Source organism: Pseudomonas reactans, from assembly GCF_013387025.1.
In the GTDB taxonomy this organism is placed as follows: domain Bacteria; phylum Pseudomonadota; class Gammaproteobacteria; order Pseudomonadales; family Pseudomonadaceae; genus Aquipseudomonas; species Aquipseudomonas reactans.
This window is the reverse complement of record NZ_JACAQP010000011.1, coordinates 126,409-141,138: the sequence shown is the minus strand read 5'-3', so window position 1 is coordinate 141,138 and position 14,730 is coordinate 126,409. Positions and strand designations below refer to the sequence as shown.

Sequence of the window (14,730 nt, the reverse complement as noted above, 5' to 3'; positions counted from 1 at the left end):
AGTCTTCTCGAAAGTATCTTCGCAGAAGCACGCAGGAGAAGGCATCGCGCACACGCCGATACCGGCCCATGCCCGCCCACCGCAGGAGTTTGCCTAACAGAAATTCCAGGCCGGTCTCCGGGCTCTCGCGTATGGAGCCCTTCACCTTCCCATGGCGCGCAGGCCACAGTGGTGTGTCGAAGGGGTCACGCGAATACCGTTGCGGGGGCAGCACCGGACTGGCTCAAAAGAGCGTACCGGTTTCCCGTTTCACCCCAAGCACGGCGGCAGGGGGCACCTGAAACAGGCCGGCATCTGAACATTCGCATGACCGTTCGTCAACTCCGTCATCCAGGATTCTCAGGCTTCACTTGCCAGCAATGGCGGCGGCGCGGTATTCCAGAACACTCTCCATCCGCGTTGGACATCCCATGACTCAACACCTCACCGAATACGCCGATGCCAGCCCCGAAGTGCGGGCGGTCTATGACGACATCATGCGCACACGCCAGGTCGATCAGGTCAACAACTTCTGGAAATGCCTGGCCGCCCATCCGCCGACCCTGCGTCGAACCTGGGAAAGTCTCAAGGAAATCATGGCACCGGGGGCATTGGACCCACTGACCAAGGAGCTGCTCTATGTGGCTGTCAGCGTGACCAATAATTGCCCGTACTGCATTGCGTCCCACACGGCGGCGGCGCGCAAGGCGGGGATGACCGACGAGATGTTCGGCGAGTTGCAGGCGGTGGTCGGCATGGCCAACGAAACCAACCGCCTGGCCACCGGCTACCGCGTGCCGGTGGACGAGGCGTTCAAGCTGCCATAGACGATTCAGCCGTCGAACCAGGCGAGCAGCACGGTGACATTGTCGCGCCCTGCGTATTCGCGGGTGAGGTGGATCAGCTGTTGGCAGGCTGTGTCCAGCGTGTCGCGGCCCGCAGCGGCCAGCACCTGGGCCATTTCCTGGTGCGGGACGCAACCGTGCAGGCCGTCACTGCACAACATCAGCAGGTCGTTGGGCAGCACGGGTTGCACGCGTACTTGCGGTTCTACCCGTGGTCCCGGGCCGATCGCTTGCAACAGCAGGTTGCGTGCCGGCAAGCGGTCGACTTTGCCGGCCTCAAGGGCTTGTTGATACCAGGTCTGGTCGCGGGTCAGCAGGCTCAACTCACCGTCGCGGTAGCGGTACAAACGACTGTCGCCTACGTGGAACAGCAACAGTGGCCCATCGGCATGCGGGCGCCATGCTCCCGTGAGGGTGGTGCCCATGCCGCTGCCTTCGCTCATCTGCCGTGCCACGTTTTGCTGGTAGACGCACTGGTTCACCTGGTCGATGGCGTTGTGCAGGCGGCTGGCAGCTTGCATGTCCGGGTCCGACCAGGTGGCGTCCGGGTCGCTGTCGTCGTTCAGTGGGTCGACACGGTCGGCGTTGAGCGCCTGGCGCAAACCAATCAAGGCTTCGGCACTCGCCAGGGCGCCGGCTTCATGGCCGCCCATGCCGTCAGCCACGGCAAACAACCTGAGGCTGGGCTCCACCAGAAAGTTATCTTCGTTGCTCTGGCGTACCGTGCCGACATCGCTGGCCCCATAGGCGACCGCGCAGGCCAGACGATGGGGCCCGCAGGCGCTGAGGGGGGAGTCGGTCATGGCAGGGGCTCGAAGCTGTTGAGGAACGCCAGGCGCTGGGCCTCGCTCTCGATAGACTCGGCCAACCGTTGCACAAAGGGTTGGCGCAATGAAGTTGCACGCAAGGCGCGACTGACCACGATACGGGCGATGGGACCGATCAGCACCGCCAGGCGGCGTTCGGCCATGTGCGCGAAGTCGGGGTCGACTGGCGCAGGGATCACCTCGGTGCTCGGGACAATCGCGGTGGGTTCAGTCACGACCTCGGGCGCAGCAGTCGGCGGGTTGAGGCGCTGGAACAGCGACTGGCTGGCGCTGGCGAACTGCTCACGGCCGCGCTCCGACGGAATATGCGGCAACAATGCGGCGCAGATGCCCTCAAAATCATCGGCGCCATTGAGGCTCTTGCGTACCAGAAAGCGCGCAAGCGGACCAATCTGATGGGACAGCAGCGACTCCAGCTCAGGCATCACGGCCAGCTTCCAGGGTGTGAGGGTTTCCACGGCTTCGGTCGCCAACGCTGTCACGCCGCTGCTCAAGGGTTGGTTGGGGCGCATCAGCACGGTGCGATCATCGTCGATATCGGCGCTGATCCAACTGCCGGTGGTGGTGCCGAGCAGCGCTTCAAGGTCATCCAGAAAGGCGTGCGCCGAGGGATAGCGGTCGGCCGGGCGCTTGGCCAGGGCGCGGACGATCACGCTGTCCAACGCCGGGTCGAGGGCCAGGTTCAAGCTCGACGGTGCCACCGGCGTCTGGTTGAGAATCTGCTGCATGACCATGGTGGCCGAGCCGGAAAACGGTCGCTCGCCAGTGAGCAATTGGTACAGCACGATGCCGGCGGAAAACACGTCGGAGCGACCGTCGATCAACTCGCCGCAGAACTGTTCCGGCGACATGTAGCTGGGGGTGCCGATCATCGAGCCGGTCTGGGTAAGCGTGGAGGAGTCCAGACGTGCGACGCCGAAGTCGGTGACCTTGACGTGGTTGTCGGCGGTGATCAGCAGGTTCGCCGGCTTGATATCGCGGTGCACCACGCCCTTGGAGTGCGCGTACTCCAGGGCCAACAGCAACTGGCGCATCCAGCCGAGGCTGTGGCTGAGGTCACGGGCCGTTTGTGCTGCCAGCAAGGTGTTGAGCGGTGTGCCTTCGACGAACTCCATGGCGATATACGCCGAGCCCTCGTCCTCGCCGTAGTCGTAGACTGCGACGATGTTGGGATGCATCAGCCGGCCGGCAGCCTGCGCTTCATTCTTGAAGCGGCTGACCAACTCGGCGTGCTGGCTGTCGCCGAACAGTTCCTTGCGGATGGTCTTGAGCGCCACGGTGCGGGCGATGTTCGGGTCGAACGCCTTGTACACCGTGCCCATGGCGCCTTTGCCGAGCACGCTGTCGATGCGGTATTTGCCGAGTTGTTCAAGCATGATCGCGGCCCTATTCCTCAAGCATCTTCATGGCGCTGACCAAGCTGGTACGCATGCGGCCGAAGGACTGACCCAGGCGTGCCAACTCGTCGCTGCCGCTGACGTCCATCGGCGGCACATCGGTTTCGCCCAGGCTGACGCGGTCAGCCAGCACCGACATCTGGCGCAGGCGTCGGGTGACAAACAGGTGCACCGCCACGTTCAAGGCCACGAATAACACGGCGAAAATTCCCAGCATCGACAGCATGTAGCTGTGCAGCAGGCTTCTGGCGCGTTGCATCGGCAGGTCCAGTGGCACCGAGACCAGTTGCGCACCGATGGTGTCGTTGAGTTTCCAGCCGAAGCCGTTCACCGCTCCGTAGATGTCGACCATGGTTTTTGGCGCTGCATCTGGCGTGCTGTGGCAGGCCAGGCAGGCAGCGTCCTTGATCTGGATCGGTCGCGCGATGTAGAGCGACGTGCCTTTGTCATCGGCGCGCTCACCCACCATTTCGTCGGTCTGCGGCTGGCTGCGCAGGGTGCTGATCAGGGTTTTTTCCCAGTCGTTGGCCAGGTCACGCGGGTTGGTGGGGTTGAGCGTGGCTTCTTTGTAGGCATAGTCCGGGTAAGACTCGAGCAGTTCCTGCAGGTGCGAAATGGCGGCGAAGTCCGGCACCGATTGCGGCAGGAACTGGAACTTCAGGCGGTTCTCCAGCAGCGGCACAATCTGCTCGGCCGTGTAGGTGCTGGCGGCGGAGGCCGAGCGCATCAGCATGCGTGCGGTTTCCAGGGTTTCCCGGCGCGCACTCTGTTGCAGCATGTAGTGGGTTGAGAGGCTGGTGGCGATAAAACCGACGATAAACACCGCCAGGAACACCACGTTGAATTTGACCGCAAGCGACAGTTTCATAAAGACCTTCGGGGACCGACGTGATGGGGATCAGTGCGCATTCTTGCGACGTTCCAGGCGCAACAGCTCCAGCTCCCACTCCAGCACCCCGCCACGGTTGACCTTCACCGCCTGGCGGAACGCGGGGTCGTTGAGGCGCGGCGCAAAGCGGTTGGCGAGCATCTGTTGGCTGAGATTGAGCGGGCTGACAACCCAAGGGGCAATGTCGTCGTAGGTGACATCACGTTCCTTTTTCAGCTCGGATGTGGCAGGGATTTTCTTGCCCAGCGGTACCAGCGGGTCGAGGAACTGGCGAGGCAGGGCGTCAATGAATGCCTGTTCGGGGCGTGGCACGCGCTTGAGGGCGCTGCCGGCGCTGCGTTGTGCAAAGTCTTCGTGGCCCAGGGTGACGCTGTGCTCACCTTTGCCGTGGGCGTCTAGCTCATTGACCACTTGGCTGCCGTCCTCGATGAATATCTCGGTCTGGCGTGGGCTCACGTGAATCACGCTCGAACTTTGGGTGGCGGTGAACGCCAGGGCACCTGTGGTCACTGCCAGGTTGGCGTGCGTGCTGCCCGCCACCGGTTGCAGCTTCAGCCAGCCGTTGAGCAGGTTGATTTGCGCAGCGGTGCGGTTGGTTGCAATCAGGATGCGGGTGTCGGGACCCAATGCCAGTGTGGTCGACGCAATGCCCTCGATCTGAACGCCAGCCGCACCGGTTTGCAGGATATCCCCCCCTTGCAGTCGGGTGCCGACGCCCACGGTGTAGAGGGTGGTGGCGCGTATCAGCTTCAGCGGTTTTTCCGCATAGGCAATCACGCCAATAGTGGCTGGCGCCGCCAGGGCGTGCGGCAGCTGGAGCAAGCCGGTGAGCAAGAGGACTATCGAAAGTTTTTTCACGTGGGCGCCATCTATCGAGCACTGGGGGCAGGCACCGATGCTGTCGTTGCAGCCGGTGTTAGTGCGTGCGCAAGGCATCGCAGGGCCGAAGGCTACCGGCTGACTGGCCGTAGGAAGAAGACAATTATCTGCATGGAAAACGCGCATTTCGATTAAGCGAAATCATGGAATAAAGCGTCCGGGGAGGGTGTTCTTCTGATGATTTCCCGTGATTCGAACGGCGTTTACAAGGATTGACGAGACGTCTGCATCTTTCTTCTATCCGGAGCACCTATGACCACTACGTGCATGACTGCGTTGTCGTCCACCAAGACCTTTTTGCAACAGAACTTCATGACCGCCAAACGTATTCCTCCAAGCCTGGTGAAGGGGATCAACGTGTTTGACGTCAACAGCCATAAAGCCGGTGGATACCGACTGGCCACCCTGGATAAGCCAGGTGATTTTGGCAAGATCGAACGGCCGCTGATGGGGCATTGGGTTCCCCAGGGCGATTTTTGCGATATCCCGGTCAACCCTGGGGCGACCGGGTACGTGTTCACGCCGGACTTCAGTGGTTGTTCGATCCTGATCGATCAACTTGATGACCTCACTTACCGGGTGTTTCACGTACAGGGCGGCAGTGATTACCTGAACAAGGAATACCTCAGTCGTTCCGACGGGCATGGCCTGGGTTTCGCCACCGCGATGACCTTTGACGACTATGGCGAAGCTGCGTATCCACGCGGGTTCGCGTTCATGAAATTTGAGGAGGAACGCTGGTGGATCTACTTCCAGCGCCAGAATGGCGTGGGGCTGAACTTCGCCAATGGCCAGTTCGCGATGGTCGGTGCTCAAACGGTACGCGGAGGCGGGCGGATACCGGTGCCAAACCTCAAGCGCGAGCCGCCACGCCAGGGAGTGATGCACAGCGGCAAGGCCGTGCCGACACCGGCCAGTCAGCTCGCGGAACTGGAGATCGAAGTCTGGTAGGCGAGGTTTTTACCCGGCTTGGGAAATAGTCGGGAATAAACCGTTCGGGTCGGTTGTTCATCCTGCAGACGCTGATAACCAGCCGCTACCGACGGACTTCAACATGATTAACCAGACGCTGCTCGACCCTTCTCCTGGCAGGCGAAAAATGAATGATACCGATCCTGATGCCATCACCCGCCGTAATCGTCTGGCGCTGCTGGCCGTGCAAGTGATCGGCCTGATTGTGCTGGTGATCTGTGCGGTTGATGCGCAGCGGGCACAGGCACAGGACTTGCCGGAACCTGCCAATGACTCGGCCAGGAAAGTGCTGATGACCGTGCGGGCTGCCGGCGTGCAGATCTATACCTGTGCTCGTGACAACAGTGGTCAACTTGCCTGGCAGTTTCGTGAGCCGCTTGCCACGCTGATGATCAATGGCAAGACCGTAGGCCGACATTTTGCCGGGCCCACTTGGCAACTGGATGACCGCAGCGCAGTGGTCGGCAAGGTCATTGCCCAGGCACCGGGGGCGAGTGCCCAGGACATTCCGCTGCTGCGCCTTGGTGTAGTGAGCCATCAAGGCGACGGCGGGCTGGAACAGGTGGTCGCGGTGGAACGCCTGCATACCTTGGGCGGAGTATTCAGCGGCAGTTGTGCCCAGGTCGGTGAATTGCACCTGGAGCCCTACAGCGCCGATTACCGCTTCCTCGGTCAGTAGTCTCATTCCGGGCCGTTCGGCTCAGTAATACCTCTCGAAATGAATTCATTCCTCGCGCCGATTGCCTTCGGCGTGCGGCGACGCTGTGCCTGTTACACCACTAAAAAACCTAGGAGCTCTGCACATGATCACGCGTTTACTTGCCGCTACGGCACTGACTGTTGTTGCTTCAACCTGCGCCCAGGCGGCGGATGCCTATTCGTCCGAAGGCCCGACGGACTGGACCGGTTTCTACGGCGGCTTGAGTGCCGGCTACGGCTTTGGTGGCGACGGCGATGTCGATACCAAAGGCCAGGCCGCACCGAACATCGCCAACATCAATGGCGGTGCACGCCCTGGCCGTGTGGACCTGGACCGCAACGGCCTCTTAGGTGGCATACAGTTCGGCTACAACTACCAGTTCGGCCAGTGGGTGGCCGGTATCGAAGCGGACATCTCTCATACCGACCTGCAAGACAGCCGAAACATCGGTACCGCTCAACTCAACACCCGCTTGGCGCTGAACAATAAATTCGAATCGAAGATCAAGTACCTTGGGACCCTGCGCGGTCGCTTCGGTTATGCGTTCGACCACACCCTGGTCTACGGCACGGCTGGTCTGGCCTATGGAGAAACCAGCCAGAGCGTCGACATGTTCGGCCCCACCGGCAATACCCAGTTCAGCGGCGACCAGAGTCATTTCAAGATGGGCTATACGGTGGGTGCGGGTATCGAACAGGCCATCACCAAAAACCTGTCGTTCAAGACCGAATACCTGTACTACGACCTGGGTGAAGACAAGCTGAACGTCGCGGTCATTCCGGGTAGCGGTGGAGCAGGCACTGGGTATGATTCCAAGTTCAAGAACGATGGGCAGATGCTACGTGTTGGACTGAACTGGAAGTTTGACTGACGTTGGAGCCTCAGGCGCAGAGGCTTTCAGCGTGCATCGGACGCGCGGGGCGGTGTTGATGGAACTCGCCCTGTCGCGGCTTGCGGGTTTTGCGGGTATGGACCGCGTTCCAGAGAGTGAAGTCGAACTGTGTGGCGGAAACGACATTTTCCTGGATCAGTGTGATGGGGGGCGGGGTGGCTGCATTTGAGTAGTGAGTATCCAGCGTGACCTTCAGTGTGTCCTTGTCTCGGTAACCGCTGAGTATGGGGATAAGCGTGAAGGCATGATCGACACCTTCGGACTCGGTCGGTGTGCCTGCGAACAGTACGATTCCGACATAGACCTTTCGATCGTTCAAGCTGAACATGCACGGCCTGCACTGCACGATGGACTCTCTCAGCAAGACTCTGAAAGGCGTGCCCTCAAGGACACCCAGCGCCAGCAGCGAGTGGAGCTGGACGTCTGTTTCCAGTTGCAATATTTTCTTCTTCACGCCCATATAGAACGCTGACCAGAAGAAAGGAATTACCAGGGCCGTCAGGCCAACCTGCATCAGGAAAACCCATAGCGTGCCGTTTTTTTCGCTGGCAATATCAAGTTGCACCAATAGCGTGCCCAAGTAGCTGCTGTAGTCTGTTGCAATGACATGACCCATGATCGGGACCGCCTGCTTTGACACTGCCAGAACGGCTGCAGTCAGGAGGGTCGAAACGATCAGGCAAGCCATTCCCATCCTGGCCACCTGCAAATAGAGCAGTTGTCCTTGGAAGCGGTGCAGGCGTACGTAGAAAAAGGGGTGCCTGATGCAGACCATGTATCCGCTGACCAGCAAGGGGACGATGATCAGCAAGCCCATGAATGATCAGCCTCCATTTTACGTAGTTGCTCCATGGCGTCCTTGTAACCCTGCGACTCCAACACTTCGGCGGTATCCAAGCCGATGCCTCCGTACACGACTTTCCATGTTTTACGGGACTTGACCTCTTTCGCTCGCTCCCACTCATCCTGGGTCGGCTTCCCAAACAGCAAATGCAATAACGACATGGCGACATCCTCGAAGAGAAGTAGCCATTTTTATAGCAAGCGAAAGGGCCCCTCACCATTGATGGCCGCCTTGCCACTGTCGCCAGTTCCTGTAGGAAACGTCTCCATTTGTATGAGCTGCCTAAAATGTCGGCGGTGTAATTACCCAGATCACCACGGTTTCTACCTTGCCAGGATTGCCGTATCGATGGGGCTCACGGCTGGCGAAGCTGAAACTGTCACCGGCCTGCAGCAGGAAGTGTCGCTCACTCACCCACAACTCGAACTGGCCGCTCAGTACGTACCCCGCTTCTTCGCCTTCATGGCTGTAGCTCTGCTGGCTATACGTGCCCGGCGGGAAGCTTGATTGGAGCATTTCCAGTTGGTGGTTGGGCAACGGCGTCAGCAATTGGTCGACGATGCCGTCCTCGTAGTGAATGCTCTGGCGGTTGCCTTTGCGCACGACATAGCCTTCGTCTTCGGCAGCGGCTACGGTTTCGCTGGCGAAGAACCACTGGATGGTCACGCCCAGGCTGCGGGCAATATTGAACAATGCGGGAATCGATGGATACGCCAGGTTACGCTCCAACTGGCTGAGGTAGCCGGCCGTCAATTCGCTGGCCTGCGCCAGGGCCGTGAGGGTCAGGCCACGCGCCTTGCGCAGCCCACGAATGCGCGTGCCGAGAAACAGTTGCTGGGGATTGTCTGTCACAGGTTCCACGCTACCTTGAGTCCTTCGTAGATCGCTTCTTCGGCGGTGCGCGGGGCCAGGCAGTCGCCGATACGATCAAAGGGCACCAGGCCTTGCAGCTCCGCGCCCAGAGTGTCTACTGGCTGGTGACCCTGGCACAACACCAGCGTGTCGACATTTTCCAGCAGCATCGGCTCGCCGCTGGCGGTGTGTTGCAAGTAAAGTGTGGTGTCATCGCAACCATAGAGGCGGGCGTAAGGGATGATCGGGATGCCCAGCCGATGCAGTTCGCCAGCCAATTGATCGCGTACATACAGCGGCAGGTTTTCCCCACAGTGGGTGCCATTGACCGCCAGTTGCACCTGATGGCCGGCGCGCATAAGGCGCTCAGCAATACCGGGGCCAATCCAGTCGCAACGCCAATCGACCACCACCACCGAGCGGCCCAACGTAACCTGCTCGCGCAGCACCTGCCACGCGTCCACCACTTGCAGTGCGCCACCCTGTTCGAAGGCAGGCCAATAAGGCTCGGCACCGGTGGCGATAATCACGTGATCGGGCTGTTCCTGTTCCACCAGCGCACGATCGACCCAGGTATGGCGCACCACCCGTACCCCTGCCAGTTCCATTTCACGTTGCAGGTTGGTACTGGCCCCGCCGAATTCGCTGCGCCGTGGCAGCAACTGGGCCAGCAACACTTGCCCGCCCAATTGCCCGCTGGCTTCATACAGCGTTACGTCATGCCCGCGTTGCGCGGCGACTGCCGCTGCTTTCATGCCCGCCGGGCCACCGCCCACCACCATGATGCGTTTGGGCTTCACTGCCTGTTGCAACTCACCAAACACCAACTCGCGGCCGGTCTCGGGATGCTGGATACAGGAGATCGGCAGCCCCTTGTGAAAATGACCGATGCAGGCTTGATTGCAGGCGATGCACGCCCGCACGTCTTCGGCACGGCCCTCAAGGGTCTTGGCCGGCATCAGCGGGTCGCAGATCAACGCACGCGTCATGCCGCAGACATCGGCCTGGCCCCGCGCCAATATCAGTTCGGCTTCCTGGGGCTGGTTGATTCGCCCTGTGACGAATAGCGGAATCGACAGGCTGGCCTTGAACGTCGCCGCTTCGTTGGCGAGGTACGCGGCGGCAATCGCCATGGGCGGCACGATATGGACTGCGCCGCCCAGGGACGCTGATGTGCCCGCGACGATATGCACGTAATCCAGCTGGGTTTGCAGGTGTTGAACGGCCTCAAGGGACTCGTTTTCAGTGAGGCCTTCGGCGTCGCGTTCATCGGCAGAAATGCGCAGCCCGATAATGAACTGTTCGTCGGTGACGTCCCTTACGGCTTCGATGATTTCCCTCAAGAACTTCAACCGATGTTCCAAAGAACCGTTGTAATCATCGGTACGCCGGTTTACTCGAGGATTGAGAAACTGCGCCGGCAGATACCCATGGCTGGCAACCACTTCCACCCCATCGATCCCGGCCTCATGCAAGCGCCTGGCAGCCGCCGCATAGCCTGCGACGATCTCGTTGATCATCACCTGGTCCAGCGCCCGTGGCATCACGCGAAAGCGTTCATTCGGCACTCCTGACGCCGAGTACGCCACGGCCAGCAGGCCATCGGCCGACTCCATGATTTCGCGGCCCGGATGGAAGATCTGCGACAGCACCACGGTACCGTGGGCATGGCAGGTCTCTGCCAATTCGCGGTAGCCATCAACGCAGCTGTCGTCGGTCGCCATCAGCACATGGGAGGTATAGCGCGCGCTGTCATGCACCCCGGCCACCTGTAACACGATCAGCCCCACACCGCCCTCGGCGCGAGCACGGTGATAGGCGATCAACTGCGCATTGACCCGATTATCGGTAGGCATCGACGTATCGTGCCCGCTGGACATGATGCGGTTTTTCAGGCGTTTGCCACGCAGCTCCAGCGGTTCGAACAGATGGGGAAAGGTCGGGTGCGACATGGTGCGGATACTCCAGGCGCTGTTATTGTTATTTTTCTATAGGAGGCGAGCGCCAGTAAAAAATCAACTTGTTTTTTTACTGGCGACTGGATTAGCGTCGCCCTTACCAACCCCGTGCCTGGAGAATAAAAATGACTCACTCCACCGAACAGCAGCTGCGTGAACAGCTCGCCGCCTGCTACCGATTGATCGCGCACTACCGCATGAGTGACCTGATTTTCACGCATATTTCGGTGCGCATCCCTGGGCCCGAGCACCACTTCCTGATCAACCCCTACGGGCTGATGTTCGACGAAATCACCGCATCGAGCCTGGTGAAAATCGGCCTGGACGGTCACGCCGTGGAGCCCTCGGCTTATGCGGTCAACCCGGCGGGCTTCGTGATTCACAGTGCGATTCATGGCGCCCGCGAAGACGCTCAGTGCGTGCTGCACACCCACACCCGCGCGGGCTGTGCAGTGGCGGCCTTGGAGTGCGGGTTGTTGCCGGTGAACCAGATTTCCATGGAGTTCTACGGCAAGGTGGCCTACCACGACTACGAAGGCGTGGCCCTGGACATGGATGAGCAGCAGCGGCTGGTGCGTGACCTGGGCGACAAGCCGGTGCTGATGCTGCGCAACCATGGTTTGCTGACGGTGGGTGAGACGGTCAGCCAGGCGTTCCTGCGCATGTATTACCTGGAGAAGGCCTGCGATATCCAGATCGCCGCCCAGGCGTGTGGCAAGCTGGTGCTGCCGCCCGCCGAGGTCTGTGCCTACACCGAACAGCAATTCAACAACCCTGGCCGCCCGCTGGAAGAGGGTGAGTTGGTCGACCTGGACGCCATGCAACTGGCTTGGGTGGCGTTGCTGCGGATGCTGGATCGGGTGTCGCCGGGTTATCGCGACTGAGGTAGAGTCGTGCTGCCGACCCAATCGTAGGAATTAACCGCATGACCCAGGAATCCCGTTTTTCCCGGATGGACCCGGAAGTGCGCAAGGCCAATCTGGTCCAGGCCACGCTCACGTGCCTCAAGCGTGACGGGTTCCAGGGTGCGTCGATCCGCAAGATCAGCGCCGAGGCCGGGGTGTCGGTGGGGCTGATCAGCCACCATTATTCGGGCAAGGATGAGCTGGTTGCCGAGGCCTACCGCACTATCACCGACCAGGTCATGAGCCTGTTGCGCGAAACCATGGCCAAGGCGCCGCCGAACCCTCGGGAGCGCCTGTCGGCGTTGTTCCGTGGCTCGTTTTCCGCCGAATTGCTCGACCCGCACCTGCTGGACGCCTGGTTGGTGTTCTGGGGCGCGGTCAAGACGGCGCCGGCGATCAACCTGGCCCACGAACACTCCTACGGCGAGTACCGCACCATCATGCGCTCAGCGCTGACCGACATGGCCAAGGAGGAGGTCTGGAAGCACTTCGATGCCGATCTGGCCGCCATCGGCCTGAGCGCACTGCTCGACGGGTTGTGGCTGGAGTCGGGGCTCAACCCCGGCACCTTCACGCCGCAGCAGGGTATCCAGATCTGCGAAGCCTGGGTCGATGGCCTGCAGGCCGGTGGCCGCCAGCGTTATCAGCTCAAACCCTGAGTCTTCTGCAGCCGCCTGAACGCAAGGTTCAGGTCGGCCATTTCCCCTTCTGAAAATATTTGCGGTTTGCCGATTGCCTTCTTGCTGAACACTTGTTTAGTATCGCCTCATGTCGCACCCCTCAAGCCAACTAAAATAATTCGAGGAAGCCATGACTACCGATTCGCCCGTGCTCACTCATGTGCAAGCTGGCGTTGCCTGGATCACCCTTAACCGTGGCCCGCAGCGCAACGCCTTGGACATTCCCACCCTCAAGCACCTGCACGCCGTGCTCGACGCCTTCAACACCGACCCTGCTGTGCGTGTGGTGGTATTGACCGGCAACGGTCGCAGCTTCTGCGCCGGGGCCGACCTGGCCGAGTGGGCCGACGCCGAAGCCCGTGGCGCCCTCGAAACCTACGGCTGGACCGAAACCGCCCACGCCTTGATGACCCGCCTGCACAGCCTCGACAAACCCACGATTGCTGCGATCAATGGCACGGCCGTCGGCGCCGGCATGGACCTGACATTGTGCTGTGACCTGCGCATCGCCGCCCAATCGGCACGCTTCAAGGCCGGCTACACCAGCATGGCCTATTCGCCCGACGCCGGCGCCAGTTGGCACTTGCCGCGCCTGATCGGCAGCGAGCAAGCCAAGCGCCTGCTGTTCCTTGACGAACTGTGGAGCGCCGACCGCGCCCTGGCCACCGGCCTTGTCGGGGAAGTGGTTGCGGATGATCAACTGCACACCCACACCACCGAACTCGCCACGCGCCTGGCCCATGGCCCGACCTTCGCGTTCGCCCAGACCAAGACCCTGATCCGTGAAGGCGCCGACCGCAGCCTGCCCGAGCAGTTGCAGGCCGAACTGGCCGCCGGCCTGTTGTGCGGGCGCAGTGCCGACGGCGCCGAAGCCCTGCGCGCATCCATGGACAAACGCGTCCCGACTTTCTGCGGCAAATAACAACAACACCTCCAAACAGGTAGCGCCATGAATTTCCAACTCAGCCAAGAACAAGACATGTTGGTGGACGCGGTACGCAGTTTTGTTGCCAAGGAATTGTTGCCCCATGAAGAGGCGGTGGACCGTGCCGATGAGGTCTCGCCGGAGCTGGCGGCGCAGATTCGCGACAAGGCGATTGCTGCCGGTTTCTACGCCTTCAACATGCCGGAAGAGGTGGGTGGTGGTGGCCTGGACTACCTGTCCCAGGCGCTGATCGAGCGTGAACTGTCCAAAGTTTCCTGGGCGTTGCATGTGTTTGTCGCGCGGCCGTCCAAGATCCTGATGGCGTGCACGGGCTCGCAGATTGGCGACTATTTGTTGCCCTGTGTGCAAGGCAAGAAAATCGACTGTTTTGCCTTGACCGAACCCGGCGCCGGTTCCGACGCCAACGCCATCAAGACCCGCGCCGTGCGCAGTGGCGATGACTTCGTGATCAACGGCAGCAAGCACTTCATCAGTCACGCCGGGCACGCCGATTTCGCCATCGTGTTTGCGGTCACTGATACCTACGAACACAACGGTCGACAGCGCAACGCGGTGACTTCGTTCCTGGTGGACCGGGGGACGCCGGGCATGACCATCCGCCGTGGCCCCAAGTGCGTGAGCAACCGCGGTTATCACACCTACGAAATGTTCTTCGACGACTGCCGCGTCCCGGCGTCCAAGGTACTGGGCGAAGTGGGCAAAGGCTGGGAAGTGGCCAACGCCTGGCTCACCGCTGGCCGTGTGATGGTGGCCGCCAACTGCGTCGGCCAGGCCCAGCGCGCGCTGGATGTGTCGTTGCAATGGGCGGCGGACCGCAAACAGTTCGGCCAGCCGATCGGCACCTACCAAGGCGTGAGTTTCAAGCTGGCCGACATGGCCACGCAGATTCGCGCGGCTGAACTGCTGACCCTGCACACCGCCTGGAAAATGGACCAAGGCAACATGACCGACGGCGAGGCCGGCATGGCCAAGCTGTTTGCCAGTGAAACCCTGGGCAAGGTGGCCGATGAGGCGGTGCAGATTTTCGGCGGCATGGGCTTGATGGATGAAGGGCCGGTCGAGCGAATCTGGCGCAATGCGCGGATCGAACGGATCTGGGAAGGCACGTCGGAAATCCAGCGCCATATCATCGCCCGTGAACTGTTGCGGCCACTGTTGCGTTAAG

The 14,730-nt window shown here is 60.9% G+C and carries 16 protein-coding genes and 1 riboswitch; of the genes, 8 read left to right on the top strand and 8 right to left on the bottom strand.

From position 1 onward, the window contains the following. Positions 1-91: 91 nt before the first annotated feature. A riboswitch (cobalamin riboswitch) is annotated at positions 92-296 on the bottom strand. A gap of 114 nt (positions 297-410) precedes the next feature. Next, a complete protein-coding gene (locus HX793_RS14615) occupies positions 411-806 on the top strand; it encodes a carboxymuconolactone decarboxylase family protein (RefSeq protein ID WP_016977396.1) in 396 nt (131 codons plus the stop codon). Positions 807-811: 5 nt separating this feature from the next. Here the strand turns inward: HX793_RS14615 and HX793_RS14610 are convergent, their stop codons facing one another. The 4 genes from HX793_RS14610 to HX793_RS14595 are packed head-to-tail and all read right to left on the bottom strand — an operon-like array spanning position 812 to position 4,795. Beyond that, the gene (locus HX793_RS14610) at positions 812-1,627 is read right to left on the bottom strand and encodes a PP2C family protein-serine/threonine phosphatase (protein ID WP_177060327.1); all 816 of its coding nucleotides are present in this window, start codon (positions 1,625-1,627) and stop codon (positions 812-814) included. Further along, positions 1,624-3,027, bottom strand: a complete 1,404-nt coding sequence (locus HX793_RS14605; RefSeq protein ID WP_177095626.1) for a serine/threonine-protein kinase — start codon at positions 3,025-3,027, stop codon at positions 1,624-1,626. The genes HX793_RS14610 and HX793_RS14605 overlap by 4 nt, the downstream gene beginning before the upstream one ends. Positions 3,028-3,037: 10 nt before the next feature. Then, positions 3,038-3,916, bottom strand: coding sequence for a Tll0287-like and HAMP domain-containing protein (locus HX793_RS14600; protein ID WP_177052839.1), 879 nt, complete (start codon positions 3,914-3,916; stop codon positions 3,038-3,040). Positions 3,917-3,946: 30 nt separating this feature from the next. Then, complete coding sequence (locus HX793_RS14595) at positions 3,947-4,795, bottom strand: FecR family protein (RefSeq protein WP_177052838.1); 849 nt, start codon at positions 4,793-4,795, stop codon at positions 3,947-3,949. 273 nt (positions 4,796-5,068) lie between these two features. Between HX793_RS14595 and HX793_RS14590 the strand changes: the two genes are divergently transcribed. From HX793_RS14590 to HX793_RS14580, 3 genes are all read left to right on the top strand, one after another. Next, on the top strand, positions 5,069-5,767 hold the full coding sequence (locus HX793_RS14590; protein WP_025999809.1) for a hypothetical protein: 699 nt from the start codon (positions 5,069-5,071) through the stop codon (positions 5,765-5,767). Positions 5,768-5,915: 148 nt separating this feature from the next. Then, a complete protein-coding gene (locus HX793_RS14585; protein ID WP_177052837.1) occupies positions 5,916-6,467 on the top strand; it encodes a DUF3455 domain-containing protein in 552 nt (183 codons plus the stop codon). 124 nt (positions 6,468-6,591) lie between these two features. Beyond that, a complete protein-coding gene (locus tag HX793_RS14580; protein ID WP_095015520.1) occupies positions 6,592-7,359 on the top strand; it encodes an outer membrane protein in 768 nt (255 codons plus the stop codon). 10 nt (positions 7,360-7,369) lie between these two features. On the opposite strand, the gene HX793_RS14575 is transcribed toward HX793_RS14580, so the two are convergent. From HX793_RS14575 to HX793_RS14560, 4 genes are all read right to left on the bottom strand, one after another. Beyond that, on the bottom strand, positions 7,370-8,197 hold the full coding sequence (locus HX793_RS14575; RefSeq protein WP_177060325.1) for a hypothetical protein: 828 nt from the start codon (positions 8,195-8,197) through the stop codon (positions 7,370-7,372). Continuing rightward, positions 8,185-8,385: a hypothetical protein gene (locus tag HX793_RS14570; RefSeq protein ID WP_177095628.1), complete on the bottom strand. Its 201-nt coding sequence runs from the start codon at positions 8,383-8,385 to the stop codon at positions 8,185-8,187. The genes HX793_RS14575 and HX793_RS14570 overlap by 13 nt, the downstream gene beginning before the upstream one ends. 121 nt (positions 8,386-8,506) lie before the next feature. Continuing rightward, positions 8,507-9,085: a helix-turn-helix domain-containing protein gene (locus HX793_RS14565; RefSeq protein ID WP_095015523.1), complete on the bottom strand. Its 579-nt coding sequence runs from the start codon at positions 9,083-9,085 to the stop codon at positions 8,507-8,509. Continuing rightward, a complete protein-coding gene (locus tag HX793_RS14560) occupies positions 9,073-11,028 on the bottom strand; it encodes an oxidoreductase (protein WP_177052835.1) in 1,956 nt (651 codons plus the stop codon). The genes HX793_RS14565 and HX793_RS14560 overlap by 13 nt, the downstream gene beginning before the upstream one ends. A gap of 131 nt (positions 11,029-11,159) precedes the next feature. Between HX793_RS14560 and HX793_RS14555 the strand changes: the two genes are divergently transcribed. From HX793_RS14555 to HX793_RS14540, 4 genes are all read left to right on the top strand, one after another. Next, the gene (locus tag HX793_RS14555) at positions 11,160-11,918 is read left to right on the top strand and encodes a class II aldolase/adducin family protein (RefSeq protein ID WP_177095630.1); all 759 of its coding nucleotides are present in this window, start codon (positions 11,160-11,162) and stop codon (positions 11,916-11,918) included. Between the two features lie 41 nt (positions 11,919-11,959). Continuing rightward, positions 11,960-12,598, top strand: a complete 639-nt coding sequence (locus HX793_RS14550) for a TetR family transcriptional regulator C-terminal domain-containing protein (protein WP_177095632.1) — start codon at positions 11,960-11,962, stop codon at positions 12,596-12,598. 151 nt (positions 12,599-12,749) lie between these two features. Beyond that, positions 12,750-13,541 carry an enoyl-CoA hydratase/isomerase family protein gene (locus HX793_RS14545; protein WP_177060317.1) on the top strand — a complete coding sequence of 264 codons (792 nt, stop codon included), beginning with the start codon at positions 12,750-12,752 and terminating at the stop codon, positions 13,539-13,541. 27 nt (positions 13,542-13,568) lie between these two features. Beyond that, positions 13,569-14,729: an acyl-CoA dehydrogenase family protein gene (locus HX793_RS14540; protein WP_177052832.1), complete on the top strand. Its 1,161-nt coding sequence runs from the start codon at positions 13,569-13,571 to the stop codon at positions 14,727-14,729. Position 14,730: the final 1 nt, after the last annotated feature.